This window comes from Luteococcus sp. (assembly GCF_043424415.1).
Classification (GTDB): Bacteria; Actinomycetota; Actinomycetes; order Propionibacteriales; family Propionibacteriaceae; genus Luteococcus.
The window spans coordinates 1-16608 of the sequence record NZ_JBHWOO010000131.1 but is presented as its reverse complement, the minus strand read 5'-3'; the positions used below and the strand labels follow the sequence as shown (position 1 = coordinate 16608).

The window sequence follows — 16608 nt, the reverse complement described above, 5'->3', positions numbered from 1 at the left end:
CTTCTGCGCCGACTTCCGGCCTTGTCCGGAGGCTCGCCACTCCCCCGAGTAATTTCGAGGCTCCGCTGAATCCATCGTGTCACCCATTGCCTCAGCCACCTGCCAGGAATGGGTGATTGTCCGGGTGACGCGGGCCGACGGGCAGGTGAGGGTAGTTGACTTGTCCACCATACCGGGGGGTGAGAGTTCGTCAGTGGACCGCCAGAGGCCGGAAGGCACGTAGCCGCAGGCTGTTGAGCACCACAAAGACAGAGCTGAAGGCCATCGCGACACCGGCGAACATCGGATTCATGTAACCCGCTGCGGCGAAGGGGATCGCCACCACGTTGTAGAAGAAGGCCCAGAACAGGTTCGACTTGATCGTCGCCAGGGTCTTGCGGCTCAGGCGGATCGAGTCGACGGCGAGCATCAGGTCGGAGCGCATCAGCGTGATGTCGCTCGCGGCGATCGCCGCATCCGTGCCCGAGCCCATCGCAATGCCCAGGTCTGCCCGGGTGAGGGCCGCGGCGTCGTTCACACCGTCACCCACCATGGCCACCTGGTCATTGGCCGAGCCGCCGCCCTGCTGCGCCTGTTCCACGACGCGTACCTTGTCGGCGGGCAGCACCCCGGCATGCACCTCGTCGATGTCCAGGCCGTCGGCCATCGCATGGGCCGCGCGCTCGTTGTCGCCGGTGAGCATGACGGTGCGAAGTCCCATCTTCTTCAGCTCCGAGATGGCCCGCTTGCTGGTGGGCTTGATCGTGTCGCTGACGGCGATGGCGCCGCGGGCCCTGCCGTCCCAGGCCACCAGGATGACGGTGCGGCCGAGCTCAGATCCGGCCTCGAAGGCGCTGTCCAGCTCGCTCGGCAGCTCGATGCCATTGGCCTCCATCAGGGCGTGGTTGCCGGCCAGGGTGAGGTGCCCGTCGACGACGGCCTGCACGCCGCGCCCGGGCTGGTTGGTGAACTCCTCGACCGCGGGGGCGGGTCCCGACGTCTGGTTGCTGGCGTGGCGGTGGATGGCCTGGGCAATCGGGTGCTCGGAGTGGCCCTCGATGGCACCGGCGATGCGCACCAGCTCGTCGCGGTCGGTCCCGGGGGCGGCGGTGACTTCCGCCACGTTCATCTCGCCGGAGGTGATGGTGCCAGTCTTGTCCATGATGACGGTGCCGACCCGGCGGGCGCTCTCCAGCGTCTGCGGGCCGCGGATCACGATGCCCAGCTGGGCGCCGCGTCCGGTGCCGGCCAGCAGGGCCACCGGGGTGGCCAGGCCCAGCGCGCAGGGGCAGGCGATGATCAGCACGGCGACGGCGGTGGTGAAGGCGAAGGCGATGCCGGTCTTCATCACCAGGAAGTAGCCGATGAAGCAGGCCAGGGCGATCACCAGGACGATCGGGACGAAGATGCCCGAGATCTTGTCGGCCAGGCGCTGTGCCTGGGCCTTGCCGGTCTGTGCCTCCTCCACCAGGCGGCTGACCTGGGCCAGCTGGGTGTCGCGGCCCACGGCGGTGGCCCGCACCAGCAGGCGGCCGTCGGTGTTCATGGTGGCACCGATGACCGCGTCGTCGACGCCCACCTCGACGGGCACCGACTCGCCGGTGATCATGGAATTGTCCACGCTGCTGGCGCCCTCAACGACGACGCCGTCGGTGGCCACCTTCTCGCCTGGGCGCACGACGAAGACGTCACCCTCGGCGAGCAGCTCGATCGGTTCGAGCACTTCCTTGCCGTCGCGCAGCACGCGGACGTCCTTGGCCCCCATCTCCAGCAGGGAGCGCAGGGCGGCGCCGGCCTCCTGGCGGCTACGGGCCTCGATCCAGCGGCCCAGCAGCAGGAAGCTGATGATGACCACGGCGCTCTCGAAGTAGATGTTGCCGGCCGGCGACTGGTGGCCCAGGTGCAGTTCGAAGTCGTGCTTGTAGGGGATGTAGCCGGCGTAGCTGAAGAAGAGCGAGTAGACGCTGTAGAAGTAGGAGGCCAACGTTCCCAGGCTCACCAGGGTGTCCATGGTGGCGGTGCCGTGGCGGGCGTTGACGAAGGCGGCCTTGTGGAAGGGCCAGCCGCACCAGAAGACCACGGGGGTGGCGAGGACCCAGCTGAACCACTGCCAGCCGGCCACCTGCATCGGCGGGACCATCGCCATCAGCACGACGGGGACGGACCAGATGAAGGAGCGGATCATGCGCAGCTTCAGGTCTCGGGCGTGGTCGACCGGTGGGGCGTCCGGAACCGGCACCGAGGCGCCGTAGCCGGCCTTCTCCACCACCGTGATCAGTTCCGGGACGGTGACCTCGGGCGGGGCCAGCAGGTGCACCTTCTCGGTGGCGTAGTTGACATTGGCGCGCACGCCGTCGACCCTGTTGAGCTTCTTCTCGATGCGCGCGGCGCAGGAGGCGCAGGTCATGCCCTGCAGGTCGAGCTCGATGGACTGGCGCTGGTCGGTGGTGCGTTCGTCGGTGGATACCTGGGCGGAGGTGGTCACTGTGGTGCTTCCTCGGAGGGTGGGTGGTGTCCGGCGCGCCGGAGTTTGGGATGGCGGGGCGCCGGACACCTGCGGGCCACCCGGGGGTGGCGGGGTGTGCGGCGGATCAGGCCTTGGCGACGGTGTAGTCGCCGGCCTCGGCGACGGCCTCGGTGATCTTGGCGAAGTCGACCTCGGAGTCGCTGGTGACGGCCATGGTGCCGCCGTCGAGCTTCACGTCGACGGACTGGACGCCGTCGAGGGCGCCGACCTCCTCGGTGACGTGGTTGACGCAGTGCTCGCAGGTCATGCCGGAGACGGTGTAGTTGGTGATCATGGTGTGCTCCTGTGGTTGGTGTCCGGGTGCGGACTGACCGGGGTCAGCTGCGGACCAGACGGGCGATCGCCTGGCTGGCCTCGTGGATCTTCTCGTCGGCCACGGCCCCACCCTCTTCGGCGGCGTGCCGCACGCAGTGGTTGAGGTGCTCGTCGAGCAGGCCGAGCGCGACGGATTCGAGCGCGCTGGTCATGGCCGAGATCTGAGTGAGGATGTCGATGCAGTACTTCTCCTCGTCGACCATCTTCTGCAGGCCACGCGCCTGCCCCTCGATGCGCTTGAGGCGCTTGAGGTAGGCATCCTTGTTGCCGATGTAGCCGTGGCCCTGCGAGTGATCCATGACACTAACTGTACCCCCCATGGGTATCGAGGCAAGTCGGGGAGTACCAAAGGATCGCGTCCAGGCGTTGTCCCCAGCCGGGGCCTGAGGATCTTCCTCCATCCACACACCCCTGTGGACAACTCCTGTGGACAACGTGGATGGGCCGTGGAAGGTGCACACCTCAGCTGGGAGTGCAAATGCCCTTGTTCACCTCAGTTGACCTTCGGAATTTGTCGATTCATGGCAAAAATCGCCATACCAGCTAGCCAACTGGTCTTATGTCGGGCGTCTGATCGAATCCGATTTCGTTCACCATCCGTTCTCCACAGGTGCACACTGTGCGTCCACACCTGTCCCCAGCCTGTCCACATGGGCTGTGGACAACTCGGTGGATGACCCACTTTGAGGGGCGCTGTCCACAGGGCTAGGTTGGGGGCGGCAGAAGTGTCGGCGCCGTCCGCCACACTGGTGGGACACGGACCAGGAGGCAGGATGAGCGAGCAGTACGACGGGCCGCGCAATGAGGGTGCGGGCGGCATCGACCGCACCCCGCCCCAGGACGTGGCCGCCGAGCAGAGCGTCCTGGGCGCCATGCTGATGAGCAAGGACGCCATCGCCGACGTCGTCGAGGTGCTCAAGGGACGTGACTTCTACCGGCCCGCGCACGAACTCATCTACGACGCCATCCTCGACCTGTACGGGCGCGGTGAGCCGGCCGACCCCGTGACGGTGGCCGACGAGCTGGGCAAGCGCGGCGAGATCCAGCGCGTGGGCGGCCACGTCTATCTGGCCGACCTGTTGGCGAGCGTGTCGATTGCCGCCAATGCCGGCTACTACGCCGAGATCGTGCGCGACAAGGCCGTCCTGCGACGCCTGGTGGAGGCCTCCATCAAGATCGCCCAGATGGGCTACCAGGGCCAGGGCGACGTCACCGACATCGTCGATGCGGCCCAGCAGACCATCTACGAGGTGAGCGAGGGCAAGACCAGCGACGACTACAAGCCGCTGAGCGTCCTGATCGAGCCGGCGATCGACGAGATCGAATCCATCGCCAACCGTGGCGGCGAGATGAGCGGCGTGCCCACCGGCTTCGCCGAGCTCGACGACCTCACCAACGGCCTCCACGCCGGGCAGATGATCATCATTGCCGCCAGGCCTGCCGTGGGCAAGGCACTGGCGCTGGACACCAAGCTGCCAACGCCCACCGGGTGGACCACGATGGGCGAGGTGCAGGTCGGCGACGAATTGCTCACCGCCGACGGCCGGCCCACTCGAGTGGTTGCCGCCACGGAGGTGATGGAGGACCGCCCCTGCTATCGGCTCACCTTCAGCGACGGCACCGAGATCGTCGCCGATGCCCAGCACGAATGGCCCCTGGTTGCAGGGGGTTCGTGCCTGACCAGCGAGCTGGCTGATCAGTCCCCGCTCGGCATGTCGAAGGTCGGCGCCCCGAACAAGTCCTTCACGGTGTCACAGGTCGTGGCCGTGGACTCCGTCCCTGTCCGCTGCGTGCAGATCGACGATCCCTCGCACCTGTACCTGGCGTCCGAGTCGATGGTCCCCACCCACAACTCCACCCTGGCTCTGGACTTCGCCCGCGCGGCGGCCATCAAGCACAAGCTGACCACGGCCTTCTTCTCCCTCGAGATGAGCCAGACCGAGATCGTCATGCGCCTGCTCTCGGCCGAGGCCCAGGTGCCGCTGAACCACATTCGTGGCGGCAAGATGACCGAGGAGGACTGGGCGCGCGTGGTGCGCAAGACGCCGATGGTCTCCGAGGCGCCCTTCTTCATCGACGACTCCCCCAACCTGACCATGATGGAGATCCGCGCCAAGGCCCGACGGCTCAAGCAGCGCCACGACCTCAAGCTGGTGATCATCGACTACATGCAGCTGATGAGCTCCGGCAAGAAGGTCGAGAGCCGCCAGCTCGAGGTCAGCGAGTTCAGCCGCCAGATCAAGCTGCTCGCCAAGGAGCTCGAGATCCCCGTGATCGCGCTCTCCCAGCTCAACCGTGGTCCCGAGCAGCGCACCGACAAGAAGCCGATGCTCTCCGACCTTCGCGAGTCCGGTTGTCTGACGGCCAGCACGCGCGTCCTCAGGGCAGACACGGGTGCCGAGATCACCATGGGGGAGCTCTTGGAGTCGGGCAGCACCGACATTCCCGTGTGGTCCATGGACGAGAAGCAGCAGCTGGTGCCGGCGACAATGACGCACGCCTTCCCCAGCGGGACCAAGCCGGTCTACCGGATGACGATGACCTCCGGTCGCACGATCGAGGCCACAGCGAACCACCCCTTCCTCACCTGGGGTGGCTGGATGCCTCTGGGGGAGCTGGCCGTGGGCACCCGTCTGGCAACTCCGCGCAGCAACCCCGAGCCGCTGTCCCCGCAGCACATGGATGAGGACGAGATTGTCCTGTTGGCTCATCTCCTGGGCGACGGACCCTTCGTCGAGCGACAGCCGATCCGCTATGCCTCCCTCGACGAAGAGAACTTGAAGGCCGTTGGAGATGCGGCGTCTCGACGATTCGGGATCACCCCGGTGCGCGACGAGTACGCGGCAGCTCGCGTCACGACCCTCCGCCTGCCGGCGCCCTACCGCCTCACTCACGGGCGCCGCAATCCCATCGCCGCCTGGCTGGACGGTCTCGGCCTGTTTGGACTGCGAAGCCACGAGAAGTTCGTGCCGCCGTGTGTCTTCCAAGCACCCACCGAGCAGGTTCGCCTGTTCCTGCGGCACATCTGGGCAACGGATGGATCAGTTCGCTGGGACGCGACAGCGGGGCAAGGACGCATCTACTACGCCAGCACCAGTCGACGCCTGGTGGACGATTTGGCCCGTCTCCTCCTCCGTGTGGGAATCGTCGCGTGGATCAAGGTGGTGCGAAAGGCAAGCTGCCGGGATGACCACCACCTGATCATCAATGGCGCCGAACAGCAACGCGCCTTCTGTGAACTGATCGGGGTCCATGGGACACGTGGTGCGCACGCAGCCAAGGTCCTCGAAGAGCTGCGGAATGTGAAGCCCAACACCAATCTCGACACCATCCCGGTGGAGGTGTGGCAGCACGTCCGTGGTGAACTCGCCCTAGCAGGGATGACGCATCGCCATTTCGCGGCAGCGATGGGGACACAGTTCTGCGGTTCGACGCAGTGGAAACATGCCCCAGGCCGAGCCCGTCTGGCGCGGGTCGCCGCTGTCCTGGAGGACGCGACCCTCGCCGCGCACGCCGCCAGCGATGTCTACTGGGACCAGATCGCCTCCATCAAACCCATCGGTGAGGCGCCGGTCTATGACGCCACCGTCCTGGGCACCCACAACTTCATCGCCGACGGCATCGTCGTCCACAACAGTCTCGAGCAGGATGCGGACATGGTGATCCTTCTGCACCGCGATGACGTGTATGACAAGGAATCCAGCCGTGCCGGCGAGGCGGACCTGATCGTCGCCAAGCACCGAAATGGCCGCACCGACACCGTCGTGACCGCCTTCCAGGGCCACTACTCGCGCTTCGTGGACATGCAGCACTGAGCCGTCGATGTCTGTCGAGATTGTCGAGATGCAGGGAAGATTGCACACCGCCTCAAATTTGTTTCATATGAGAAACCTTAGAAACTGACCATTGGTTATTGGCCCTCTCTCCCACCACCAGGAGGCCCGCGATGGCGCCGACACGTCCCAGAGTTCCCGCAGAAACGCTGCCCCTGCCCCCGGCGCCGTGGGTGTGCCGCATCAAGACCACGAACTTCCGATCGAACTCAACGGCTGAGCTCCAACTAGTGCGGCGTGTCGTTAGTTCTTGAATGATTGGTGTTTGGGAGAATGGGTCATGGCCAATTCTCCTGCCCCGCCGTTGGGTCTGCGTGAAGGTGATCGTGCGCGGTTGGAGTCGTTGACGCGGTCGCGAACGGCGCAGGCGGGTGCGGTGATGCGGGCCAGGATCGTGCTGGCGGCCGCGGACGGCGTGGCGAATGAGCGGATCGCTGAGCAGCTGCAGGTGTCGAAGAACACGGTGCTGGCCTGGCGCAGGCGCTACGCCGAGCGGGGCATGGCCGGCCTGGCCGATGCGCCGCGCTCTGGTCGGCCGCGTCGGCTGGACCACCGAGCGATCGTGGCCACCACATTGATGCCGCCGCCCAACAAGTACGGCGTGACGCACTGGTCGAGCCGACTGCTGGCCGCCCATCTCGGCGTGGGCAACGCGACCATCGCACGAGCGTGGCGCGAGTACGGGGTACAGCCGTGGCGCAGCGGCACGTTCACGTTCTCCACCGACCCCGAGCTGGTCGCCAAGGTCACCGACGTCGTCGGGCTCTATCTGGCGCCGCCGGAGGATGCCGTGGTGTTGTGCGTGGATGAGAAGTCCCAGATCCAAGCCCTCGATCGCACCCAGAAGACGTTGCCGATGCAGCCCCACCCAGATTGGCTATGTCAACTTCATTTGGCCCCGGGTTGTCGGTCTGGCTGGGCCCCGGTTGGGTGCGAGAAGCCAACCCAGAGTGAACTCCGGGCAGCTTATGGGGGGCAGTTCATGTCAGTGGTGTCGGCGCAGGCGCAGGGAGTTGGTGATGACGCTCACCGAACTGAGGGCCATGGCGGCTGCGGCGATCATCGGGGACAACAGCCAGCCGAAGGCGGGGTAGAGCACTCCCGCGGCGATCGGAATGCCGACGACGTTGTAGATGAATGCGAACAGCAGGTTCTGCTTGATGTTGCGCATAGTGTCGACGGACAGGTCGCGGGCCTTGACCAGGGCTGCGAGGTCGCCGCCGAGGAGGGTCACGTCTGCGCTCTCGATGGCGACGTCGGTCCCGGTGCCCATGGCGACGCCAACGTCCGCCCCGGCCAGGGCAGGGGCGTCGTTGACGCCGTCACCGGCCATCGCGACCGTGTGACCTTGCTCCTGGAACCGCTGGACGTGCCCATGCTTCTGATCCGGAAGCACGTCCGCGATCACCTCGTCGATGTGGAGCTCGTCGGCGATGGCGTGGGCGGTGGTGGCGTTGTCCCCGGTCAGCATCACGATCCGCATGCCACGGTGACGTAGGTCGTCGATGGCCTGGGCGGTGGTGGGCTTGAGTGGGTCGGCGATGGCCAGGATGCTTGCAGGCTGACCATCGACAGTCACGATGACGGCAGTGGCTCCTTGGCGACGGAAGGCGTCGATGTCGTCGGTCAGGGGGGTCGTGTCGGCATGCTGGGTCGTGAGGAAGGCAGGGCTGCCGACCATGACCTGGTGACCGTCGACCAATGCTTCGACGCCGCCACCCGGGCGGGCGGTGAATGCAGTGGCGGTCGGTACGGTGACGTCGCGTTCTCGCGCCGCGTCGACGATCGCGCGGGCCAAGGGATGTTCGGACCCGGACTCGACAGCGGCCGCCATGGCCAGCACGATCTCGGCGTGGTGGCCGGCGACGACCTTCTGGTCGACGAGGCTGGGATGGCCCTGGGTCAGGGTCCCGGTCTTGTCGATCACCAGGGTGTCGATCTTCTGCAGTCGTTCGAGTGCTTCGGCGTTCTTGACCAGGACGCCATCGCGGGCTCCGCGACCAACCCCGACCATGATGGACATGGGTGTGGCAAGGCCAAGCGCGCAAGGGCAGGCGATGATGAGCACGGACACTGCAGCAACGATCGCGAACGGTAGCCGGGGCTGTGGCCCGACCGTGGCCCAGACGGCGAAGGTGATCAGTGCGATGCCGATCACGACCGGCACGAACACAGCGGAGATCTTGTCGACGAGCCCTTGGATGGGGGCTTGGGAACGTTGCGCCTGGGACACGAGGTCGACGATGCGGGCCAGGGTCGAGTCGGCGCCCAGGCCGGTGGCCTCGATGACCAGGCTGCCGCCGCTGGTGATGGTGCCGCCGATCACACGGTCGCCGGGGTTCTTGTCAACAGGTACCGGCTCGCCGGTGATCATGGATTCGTCGACGTAGGCGTGGCCGTCGACCACGATGCCGTCTGCTGGGATCTTCTCACCGGGGCGGACCCGGCAATGGTCGCCGACCTGCAGGTCCGCGGATGGCACTTCCTCTTCTTCTCCGTCGGGGTTGATGCGGTGCGCGGTGGCTGGCGACAGGTCCAGCAGGGCGCGGATGGCACCCGAGGTCTGGTCGCGTGCCCGCAGTTCGAGTACCTGCCCCAGCAGCACCAGGGTGATGATCACGGCGGCGGCCTCGAAGTAGACGCCGACCCGGCCACCGTCATCACGCATGATGGCCGGGAAGATCCCCGGGGCCAGGACGGCGACCACACTGTAGAACCACGCGGCACCCACACCGAGGCTGACGAGGGTGAACATGTTGAGGTGCCGGCTGGCCACTGATCGGGCGCCACGTGCGAAGAATGGCCACCCGGCCCACCACACCACGGGGGTGGACAGCGCGAGTTCGACCCAGGGCACCCACGCCCCGACGGCCAGGGCCGGGACCATCGCCAGCACCACCAGGGGCAGGCTGAGCACGGCTGCCACGCGGAGACGGCGGCGCATGTCTGCCAGCTCTGGGTTGGGTCCGTCGTGGACGCCCACCGAGACCGGTTCGAGCGCCATGCCACAGATCGGGCACTCGCCCGGCCCATCCTGCCGGATCTCGGGGTGCATGGGGCAGGTCCATCCGCCATCGCGTGGGCCGGTGTCGGCCTGTGATGGCGGGGCGCTTTGCCCGCCGTGCTCTTGGTGGGCAGCAGGCTGCCCGGGGTGGGTGTGCTGGTGTGCTGCTGGCGCGGGGGGCTGTCCGTCCGGTTGGAGGAACATGCCGCACTTGGGGCAGCGGCCAGGGTGGTCACTGGTGACCTCGGGGTGCATGGGGCAGGTGAAGGAGTCCCCTTCAGCCGTGATGGGCTCGTCGGGTGGGGTAGGGCTGGTCATGGTCTTCCTCGTCCGTTGAGTGGTGGTGCTCTGTGGTGCTGGTGGGCGCGTGGTGCGAGGTTCTTGGCTCAGTGGTGATCGGCCCCGTGGTTCATCATCCGCATCATGAGCCACATCATCACTACGCAGCCGAGGGCGGGGATGACGGCGGCCATGACGCCGCCTGCGGCGAGGCTGGCACGACCTGTCCACAGGTATCCGGCCACGATGAGCAGCATCGGGGCACACATCAGCAGGTGCATCCAGTGGTGGCTCTTGCCGTGGCCTGTCATCTTCGGGTCGTGCCGGTGCTGCACGGGCTCGAGTACCGGGTCGGCGGCGGGGCGGGGAGCGTCGCTGTCACTGCGGTTGAGCTGGGTGGGGCTTGTGTACATGGTGGTCTCCTTCGTCGTGTGTGGCTGGCTGCCGTCACCATCCAGACTGTCGAGCGTCCATGAAGCTGGACCGGGGCAAATGATGAAGGTTTGACCAAGACGTCGGAGGCATGTGCGGGCATGCGGCGGTGCGGTTCCCGGGGTGACGCGGGAACCGCATCGGCGTGGGCTGGGGTCAGTAGCGCAGGCTGGTCATCATGCCAATCTCGGCGTGGTAGATGTTATGGCAGTGCAGCATCCAGGCTCCGGGGTTGTCGGCCTGCAGGTCGGCCTCGATGGTCTGCATGGGCAGCAGCAGCACGGTGTCCTTGCGCAGTCCGTTGCTGCCCGGCAGGGACCAAGTGTGGCCGTGGATGTGCATCGGGTGGGCCATCATCGTCATGTTCGTCATCCGCATCCGGACCCGCTGTCCCGGGCTGATCGACAGGGGTGTGTCCTCACCGAACTTCTTGCCGTTGATGCCCCAGGCGTAGGGCTTCATCTGGCCGTTGAGCTGGACCTCGAGGGTCTGCTCCGGTTCCTTGTCGGGCAGCTTGGCTGCGTCGGCGGCGCGCAGGGCGGTGCCCAGGGCAGCCTTTCCTCCGAGTTCGGGGATTCGGGTGGTGGCCGGCGGAATGCTGCCGGCGCCGGTCTTGACGATGGCGCGGGCGGGAGTACCGGTCTTGCCCTCGGGGGCGGCCTGCAGCACGAAGACGCCGTCGCCGACGGTGACGGTGGCGTCGATCCTTTCTCCCATGGCGAGGTAGATGGCCGTCGCCTCGACCGGCTGCACGGCGAAACCGTCGGCGTGGGTGATGGTGAGTCGGTGCCCGGACAGGCCGACCTTGAAGATCGTGTCGGCTCCGGCATTGATGAGCCGTAGCCGGACCTTGTCCCCGGGGCGTGCCGTGAGGGTGCGCGGTGCGGCCGGGATCCGGCCGTTGACGACGTAGTGCGGGTAGCTCACGTCTCCGGCATCGCCCAAGGGGGAACTGCCGTGGTCCATGCCTCCCATGTCGTGGTTCATTCCTTGGGACAGGGGGCCGCTGTTGGCCTTGAAGTCGGCGAAGATCGCATCCGGTGACTTGCCAACCCCATCGGTCCAGTCATCCAGGACCAGGACCCATTCCGCGTCGTGGTCGCCCGGATCGCGTGGGTCGTCCAGCACGAGGGGAGCGTACAGCCCCCGGTCGATCTGGACTCCGCTGTGGGGATGGAAGAAGTAGGTTCCGGCATGGGGTGCGACGAACTCGTAGGTGAAGGCACTCTTGGCGGCGATGGGGTCCTGAGTGACACCAGGCACACCGTCGGAGGCGTTGCGCAGGGCAATGCCGTGCCAGTGCACCGAGGTGGCTGTGGGGAGCTGGTTGTCGACCGTGACCCGGAACAGGTCGCCCGCCTTGCCGCGCAGGACGTTCCCGTCGAGTTCGTCGGTGTAGGCCCAGGTCTTGGCCAGGACACCGCCCAGGTCCAAGGTGACAGGGCGCGGGGTCAGGGTGTGGGTGACGGTCGTCGCCCCGGCCGGGGTGGCGAGTGGTGTCTGGGTCGGGATGGCCCATGTGGCCGGGGTGGTGCTGGCCGGGGAGGGCTGCTTGGCGCCGCATGCAGCCAGGGCGCTGGTGGATGCCAGGCCGAGGCCGGCGAGCAAGGCCTGTCGGCGAGTGATCGTGTTCATGCCCACGACTCTTCCCGCCCCGCATTGTGACCGGGTCAGGGAAGTGTGGAGATTCGATCAAGACTTCGTGGCAGCACCAGGGTGAACGACGCACCGCAGCCCACCCCCGGACTGGCCGCCAGCACGTCGCCCCCATGTGCCCGGGCGACGGCTCTGGCGATGGTCAGGCCGACTCCGGTTCCGCCGTCGACGTCACGGACCCTGCGTGATCCTTGGTGGAAGAAGCGTTCGAAGACGTGGGGCACCTCACCGGCGGGTATGCCTGCGCCGGTGTCGCTGACCTGGATGGACACCGAGTCCGTGTCAGACCAGCTCGTCACACATACCTCACCCCCGCGTGGCGTGTGCTGGACGGCGTTGCGCAGCAGGTTGTCCAGGACCTGGCCGATGCGTGCAGGGTCGACATCCACCTCCACGGGGCAGTTGCCACGGGTCACCAGCTGGATACCTGCCTCGGCACAGGCTTTCGCACACGAGGTGACCGCCGATTCCACCAGGTCATCGATGCGGGTCAGCCGTAGTTCCAAGGGGATCCGCCCCTCCTCTGCCCTGGAGACCTCGGAGATGTCGGCCGCCAGCGCCGTGATGCGCTCGTTCTGGCGTTGGAGGACCTCAAGGACCTCCGGCCCATACACGGCGACTCCGTCCTGGAGGCTCTCGAGCGTCACCCGCGTCACGGACAGGGGCGTTCGCAGCTCATGGCCAAGATCGGTCAACATGCGTCGTCGGGTGGCCTCCGTGGCCGCGATCTGGGCCGCCATCCGGTTGAACTCATGGGCCACGGATTCGAGTTCGCGCCCCAGTGGCGGCATGCGCACGGGGTCGTCGTAGTTGCCGTGCGCGACCCTCTCAGCCCCCTCGGCCAAGGCATCCAGCCCTCGGATGAGGCTGCGGTTCAGCACCCATGACGTCACCGCCGCGATCATCATCGCGGCGGCAAGTCCCAATCCCAGGGAGGCCGCACCGGCGTCATGGAAGGCACGCTCGGCATGGTCCAGCACCATGGGCTGGGTGTGCCCGGCCTCGGCCATGTGCTTCTTGAACAACGGCGGGCCCATCTCCAGGGCGGTCAGGACCAGCGTGACGCTCATGGTGACCAGGACGGCGAACTGGGTCCACACCAGCCGTCGACCCCACGACAACCCGGGCCACAGCTCTGATGGCCGTCCTCCCATCAGCCTCGGCCCATCCGGTAGCCCACGCCCCGCACAGTCAGCACGTAGCGGGGATCGGCGGCCTCCTCACCCAGCTTCTTGCGAAGGTGTGCCACGTGGACATCGACCAGATGGTCGTCGCCGACCCAGTCCTCGCCCCAGACCATGTCCGTGAGCTGACGCCGGCTCAACACACGTCCGGGATGCGCGGACAGCGCCTTCAGCAGGTCGAACTCGGTGCGTGTCAGGTCCACCGCCACACCATCCATGAAAGCCTCGCGCGAGTCGGGATGCACCACCAGTTCCCCGATCCTGCGGGCGACGGATGCCGAAGCCGTGGATCTCGGGCGACGCAGCATCACCTGGACGCGTGCGACGAGTTCGCGCGGGCTGAAGGGCTTGGTGAGGTAGTCATCCGCGCCCACGGACAACCCGATGAGCATGTCCACCTCGTCAGCTCGCGCGGTCAGCATCAGGACGTAGCAGTCGCTGAAGGTGCGCACCTTGCGACAGACCTCCACTCCGTCGAGGCCCGGAAGGCCGAGGTCGAGGATGACGACATCCGGCTGCTCCTCCCGGATCCGCGACACCGCCTCGTTCCCGTCTGCACAGGTGTCTGCGGCCATGCCGGCCCGTTCCAGGTAGTTCTTCACCGTGCCGGCCAGCACCGGTTCGTCGTCGACCACCAGCACCGAAGTGCGCGCCACATCGCTCATGGCTCCACCTCACCACGAGACCCAGCAGGCGTCACCTCGTCGGTTGCGAGGACGGGGACATGTTGTGGTTCATGCTGCCCATGTCGTGGTTCATGCCGGACATGCCACCCATGTCATGGGTCATGACGCTCGACGACGTGTCACCTCCCAGGACTGCCGGATCGACCATCCCGAAGATCATCGCCACGTGGGCCACCACGAGGAAGGCCGCCACCATCGCCACGTGCATCCGCAGACGGTTCTCACTACTGCGGCCCAGGACCCCCGCCTCGAGGAGACTGATCACGAGCATGGGCAGGCCACCGACCAGGTAGCTGAGGACCGCGATGACATCAGCCGGGCCGCGCCATCCCCCATTCATGGTCAAGGGCACCACCGCGTGGACCATCAGGTGCGTCCCGATGAAGACCCACACGGGACCGGCGAGCAGGCCAGCAGCCCGACTGAGCCTCGCCACCCACGGGGCTGCGGGCCGGTCATTGCGGCGCCCCAGCAGCATGACCAGTTCCGTGATCGCCAAGGTCTCGGCCAGGATGACCGGGAGGGCCATGAACAACAGCAGGTTCCACGGTTGCCGCACCGCGAGAAGTTCCATGTAGTGGGTCATCGCCATGCCAGCCATGCCCGAGCCAGCAGTCAGGTCGGGCACGGCCAGGGCCAGCCCGACCGCGGCCACGCTGGCAATTCCCAGGAATGCGAGGGACCCACGAGCCAGGGATGAGGATTCATTCGTCGTCATGCCGCCAAGCCTCCAGGCGGCATGTCGAGCCACGAGCAAGACAGTGTGAAGAAATGATCAAGATCCACCGCGAACACCGGCTGTCACCCACCTCCCCCGTCCGGACCATCGATGCCCCGGACCTGTGCAGTACCCGCAGTGGCACAGAAACCCACCAGAAGTCGACCGGCACTCGGTTCGGCCGCCTCTCTGCCGTGCACTGCTCTCGATGGCCACGCCATGACCCGTCGAGTCACAGAGTCTGGCGAGCTCGCGTGTGGGCGAGGCGATAGGAGTTGGTTCCGGTCTCGATGATGGTGGCGTTGTAGGTGAGGCGGTCGACGATCGCTGCACAGAGCCTGGGGTCAGTGAAGGTGTCGGTCCAGGCGGAGAAGGACTGGTTGGACGCGATCGCGATGGCGTTCTTCTCCTCCCGCTCTGTGAGGACCTGGAACAACAGCTCGGCGCCGCTCCGGTCGAGCTCCATGTAGCCGAGCTCGTCAATGACCAGGAGATCCACTCTTCCGTAGCGGTTGATGGTCTTGGTGAGTTGCTTCTCGTCAGCGGCCTCGACGAGCTCGTTCACCAGGCGGGTTGCGAGGGTGTAGCGGACGCGGTAGCCCTGTTCTGCGGCGGCGGTGCCGAGTGCGATGAGCAGGTGGGACTTGCCGGTGCCGGAGTCCCCGATCAGGCACAGCGGGTCGCCGCGGCGGATCCAGTCGCCGGTGGCGAGCTCGTTGATGGTGGCGGGGTTGATGTTCGGGTTCGCGGTGAAGTCGAAGTCGGCCAGCCACTTCTCGCGCGGGAATCCGGCGCTCTTGATACGGCGCAGGGTGGAGCGCCGGTCACGGTCGTCGACCTCGGCCAGGAGCAGCTCGGCGAGGAAGCCCTGGTAGGTGAGTTGTTCCTTGGTGGCGGTGGTGATCGCCTCATCGACGACGGACCGGATGGTGGGCAGTCGTAGGCGGCGGCAGGCCTGGTCGATCGCGGCCTGGGCGGCTTGTTCGGTGAGGCTGTGACGGCGGCAAAGACCGCCCTGGCGGTTGCTGGTGCTGGTGGTCATGGGGTTCCTGTCTGGGTGTGGTGGTGGACTTCGGCGCTGGCCGGGGTGGGGTCGGGTTGGCGGCGGTGGAGGAGTTCGTCGTAGGCGGTGACGGTGGGCAGGGGGCGGGTGTCTTCGGGTAGCTGCGCGATGACCTGGTGCGGGTCGGTGGGGCGCCGTGGTGGCAGGTTCACGACCGTCCCACCACGGGCCGGGGCGGCCGGAGTTGCGGGTGTGTGACTGGTGGCGTGGCGGCGGGCTTCGACGGCGACGACGTCGGGGCTGATCGCGCCCACCGACAGGGCCGAGGTGATGCCGGCGATCACCGCCTCGGCGGGGAGGGATCGGTGGAGCAGGAGCACGTCGATCAACGCTTGGGTCCCGGCGACGTCGCCGCTGGTCTTGCGGGCCGCGGCCCAGAACGCGTCGTGGGCTGCGGTGAATGCTCCGGCGGCGCGGGCCTGCGCGAGGGCGGTGGAGCCGGGGAACGCGCCGGGCTTGTGGCGCAGGACCTCGAGGTAGTGGTCCAGCTCGACCCGGGTCACGCCACGGGTGCCGAGGCGGGGATGGGTGGCGACCACGGTGCGGCCCTCGAACACGACCACGCACGAGGCCCGCAGGGACACGCGGACGCGTTGCCCGATCAGGTGCGCGGGGACGGAGTACTTGACCATGCGGACGGTGATCAGGGCGGAGCGGTCGACGCGCGGGTGGAGGATCAGGCCAGGGTCGAAGTCATCGGCCGGCAACGGCGCCAGGTGGTCGAGTTCGGCGTGGTAGTCCTGCCCGATCGTGTTCGCATGGCCGGCGATCCGGCGGGTGTTGTCATCGACTTCCCAGGCACGGATCTTGTCGTTGAGTTCGTCCAGGCTGGCGACCTCGGGCATCGGGGTGAGGTGGTTTCTGCGGAACCATCCGACCTCGCCCTCGACACCGCCCTTCTCATGGGCGCCGTCGATGCCGGGCTGACAGTA

11 protein-coding genes and 2 pseudogenes are annotated in these 16608 nt (G+C 66.9%); 2 read left to right on the top strand and 11 right to left on the bottom strand.

Annotated elements, in window-relative coordinates:
* Positions 1–190 precede the first annotated feature (190 nt).
* The 3 genes from ACHFFZ_RS07990 to ACHFFZ_RS07980 all read right to left on the bottom strand — a co-directional run bounded on the left by ACHFFZ_RS07990 (position 191) and on the right by ACHFFZ_RS07980 (position 3120).
* On the bottom strand, positions 191–2386 hold the full coding sequence (locus ACHFFZ_RS07990) for a heavy metal translocating P-type ATPase (RefSeq protein ID WP_394276116.1): 2196 nt from the start codon (positions 2384–2386) through the stop codon (positions 191–193).
* Positions 2387–2570: 184 nt separating this feature from the next.
* Positions 2571–2780: a heavy-metal-associated domain-containing protein gene (locus ACHFFZ_RS07985; RefSeq protein ID WP_394276114.1), complete on the bottom strand. Its 210-nt coding sequence runs from the start codon at positions 2778–2780 to the stop codon at positions 2571–2573.
* A 43-nt stretch (positions 2781–2823) separates the two neighbouring features.
* The gene (locus ACHFFZ_RS07980) at positions 2824–3120 is read right to left on the bottom strand and encodes a metal-sensitive transcriptional regulator (RefSeq protein ID WP_394276113.1); all 297 of its coding nucleotides are present in this window, start codon (positions 3118–3120) and stop codon (positions 2824–2826) included.
* A gap of 474 nt (positions 3121–3594) precedes the next feature.
* Between ACHFFZ_RS07980 and ACHFFZ_RS07975 the strand changes: the two genes are divergently transcribed.
* Complete coding sequence (locus tag ACHFFZ_RS07975; protein ID WP_394276112.1) at positions 3595–6636, top strand: replicative DNA helicase; 3042 nt, start codon at positions 3595–3597, stop codon at positions 6634–6636.
* A gap of 298 nt (positions 6637–6934) precedes the next feature.
* Positions 6935–7519 (top strand): annotated as a pseudogene (locus ACHFFZ_RS07970) (IS630 family transposase); the annotation flags it as partial.
* 120 nt (positions 7520–7639) lie between these two features.
* Here the strand turns inward: ACHFFZ_RS07970 and ACHFFZ_RS07965 are convergent.
* The 8 genes and pseudogenes from ACHFFZ_RS07965 to ACHFFZ_RS07930 form a co-directional block, all read right to left on the bottom strand.
* Positions 7640–9913, bottom strand: a complete 2274-nt coding sequence (locus ACHFFZ_RS07965; RefSeq protein WP_394276115.1) for a copper-transporting P-type ATPase — start codon at positions 9911–9913, stop codon at positions 7640–7642.
* 131 nt (positions 9914–10044) lie between these two features.
* The gene (locus tag ACHFFZ_RS07960) at positions 10045–10350 is read right to left on the bottom strand and encodes a hypothetical protein (RefSeq protein WP_040159608.1); all 306 of its coding nucleotides are present in this window, start codon (positions 10348–10350) and stop codon (positions 10045–10047) included.
* Between the two features lie 175 nt (positions 10351–10525).
* The gene (locus ACHFFZ_RS07955; protein WP_028703847.1) at positions 10526–12004 is read right to left on the bottom strand and encodes a multicopper oxidase family protein; all 1479 of its coding nucleotides are present in this window, start codon (positions 12002–12004) and stop codon (positions 10526–10528) included.
* 35 nt (positions 12005–12039) lie between these two features.
* Complete coding sequence (locus ACHFFZ_RS07950) at positions 12040–13125, bottom strand: sensor histidine kinase (protein WP_394276111.1); 1086 nt, start codon at positions 13123–13125, stop codon at positions 12040–12042.
* Between the two features lie 53 nt (positions 13126–13178).
* Complete coding sequence (locus tag ACHFFZ_RS07945; protein ID WP_065673967.1) at positions 13179–13874, bottom strand: response regulator transcription factor; 696 nt, start codon at positions 13872–13874, stop codon at positions 13179–13181.
* A gap of 31 nt (positions 13875–13905) precedes the next feature.
* Positions 13906–14613, bottom strand: a complete 708-nt coding sequence (locus tag ACHFFZ_RS07940) for a DUF6803 family protein (RefSeq protein ID WP_027586302.1) — start codon at positions 14611–14613, stop codon at positions 13906–13908.
* A 232-nt stretch (positions 14614–14845) separates the two neighbouring features.
* Positions 14846–15655, bottom strand: a complete 810-nt coding sequence (istB, locus tag ACHFFZ_RS07935; RefSeq protein ID WP_394276110.1) for an IS21-like element helper ATPase IstB — start codon at positions 15653–15655, stop codon at positions 14846–14848.
* Positions 15652–16608, bottom strand: a pseudogene (locus tag ACHFFZ_RS07930) (IS21 family transposase); the annotation flags it as partial. The gene istB and the pseudogene ACHFFZ_RS07930, both read right to left, overlap by 4 nt.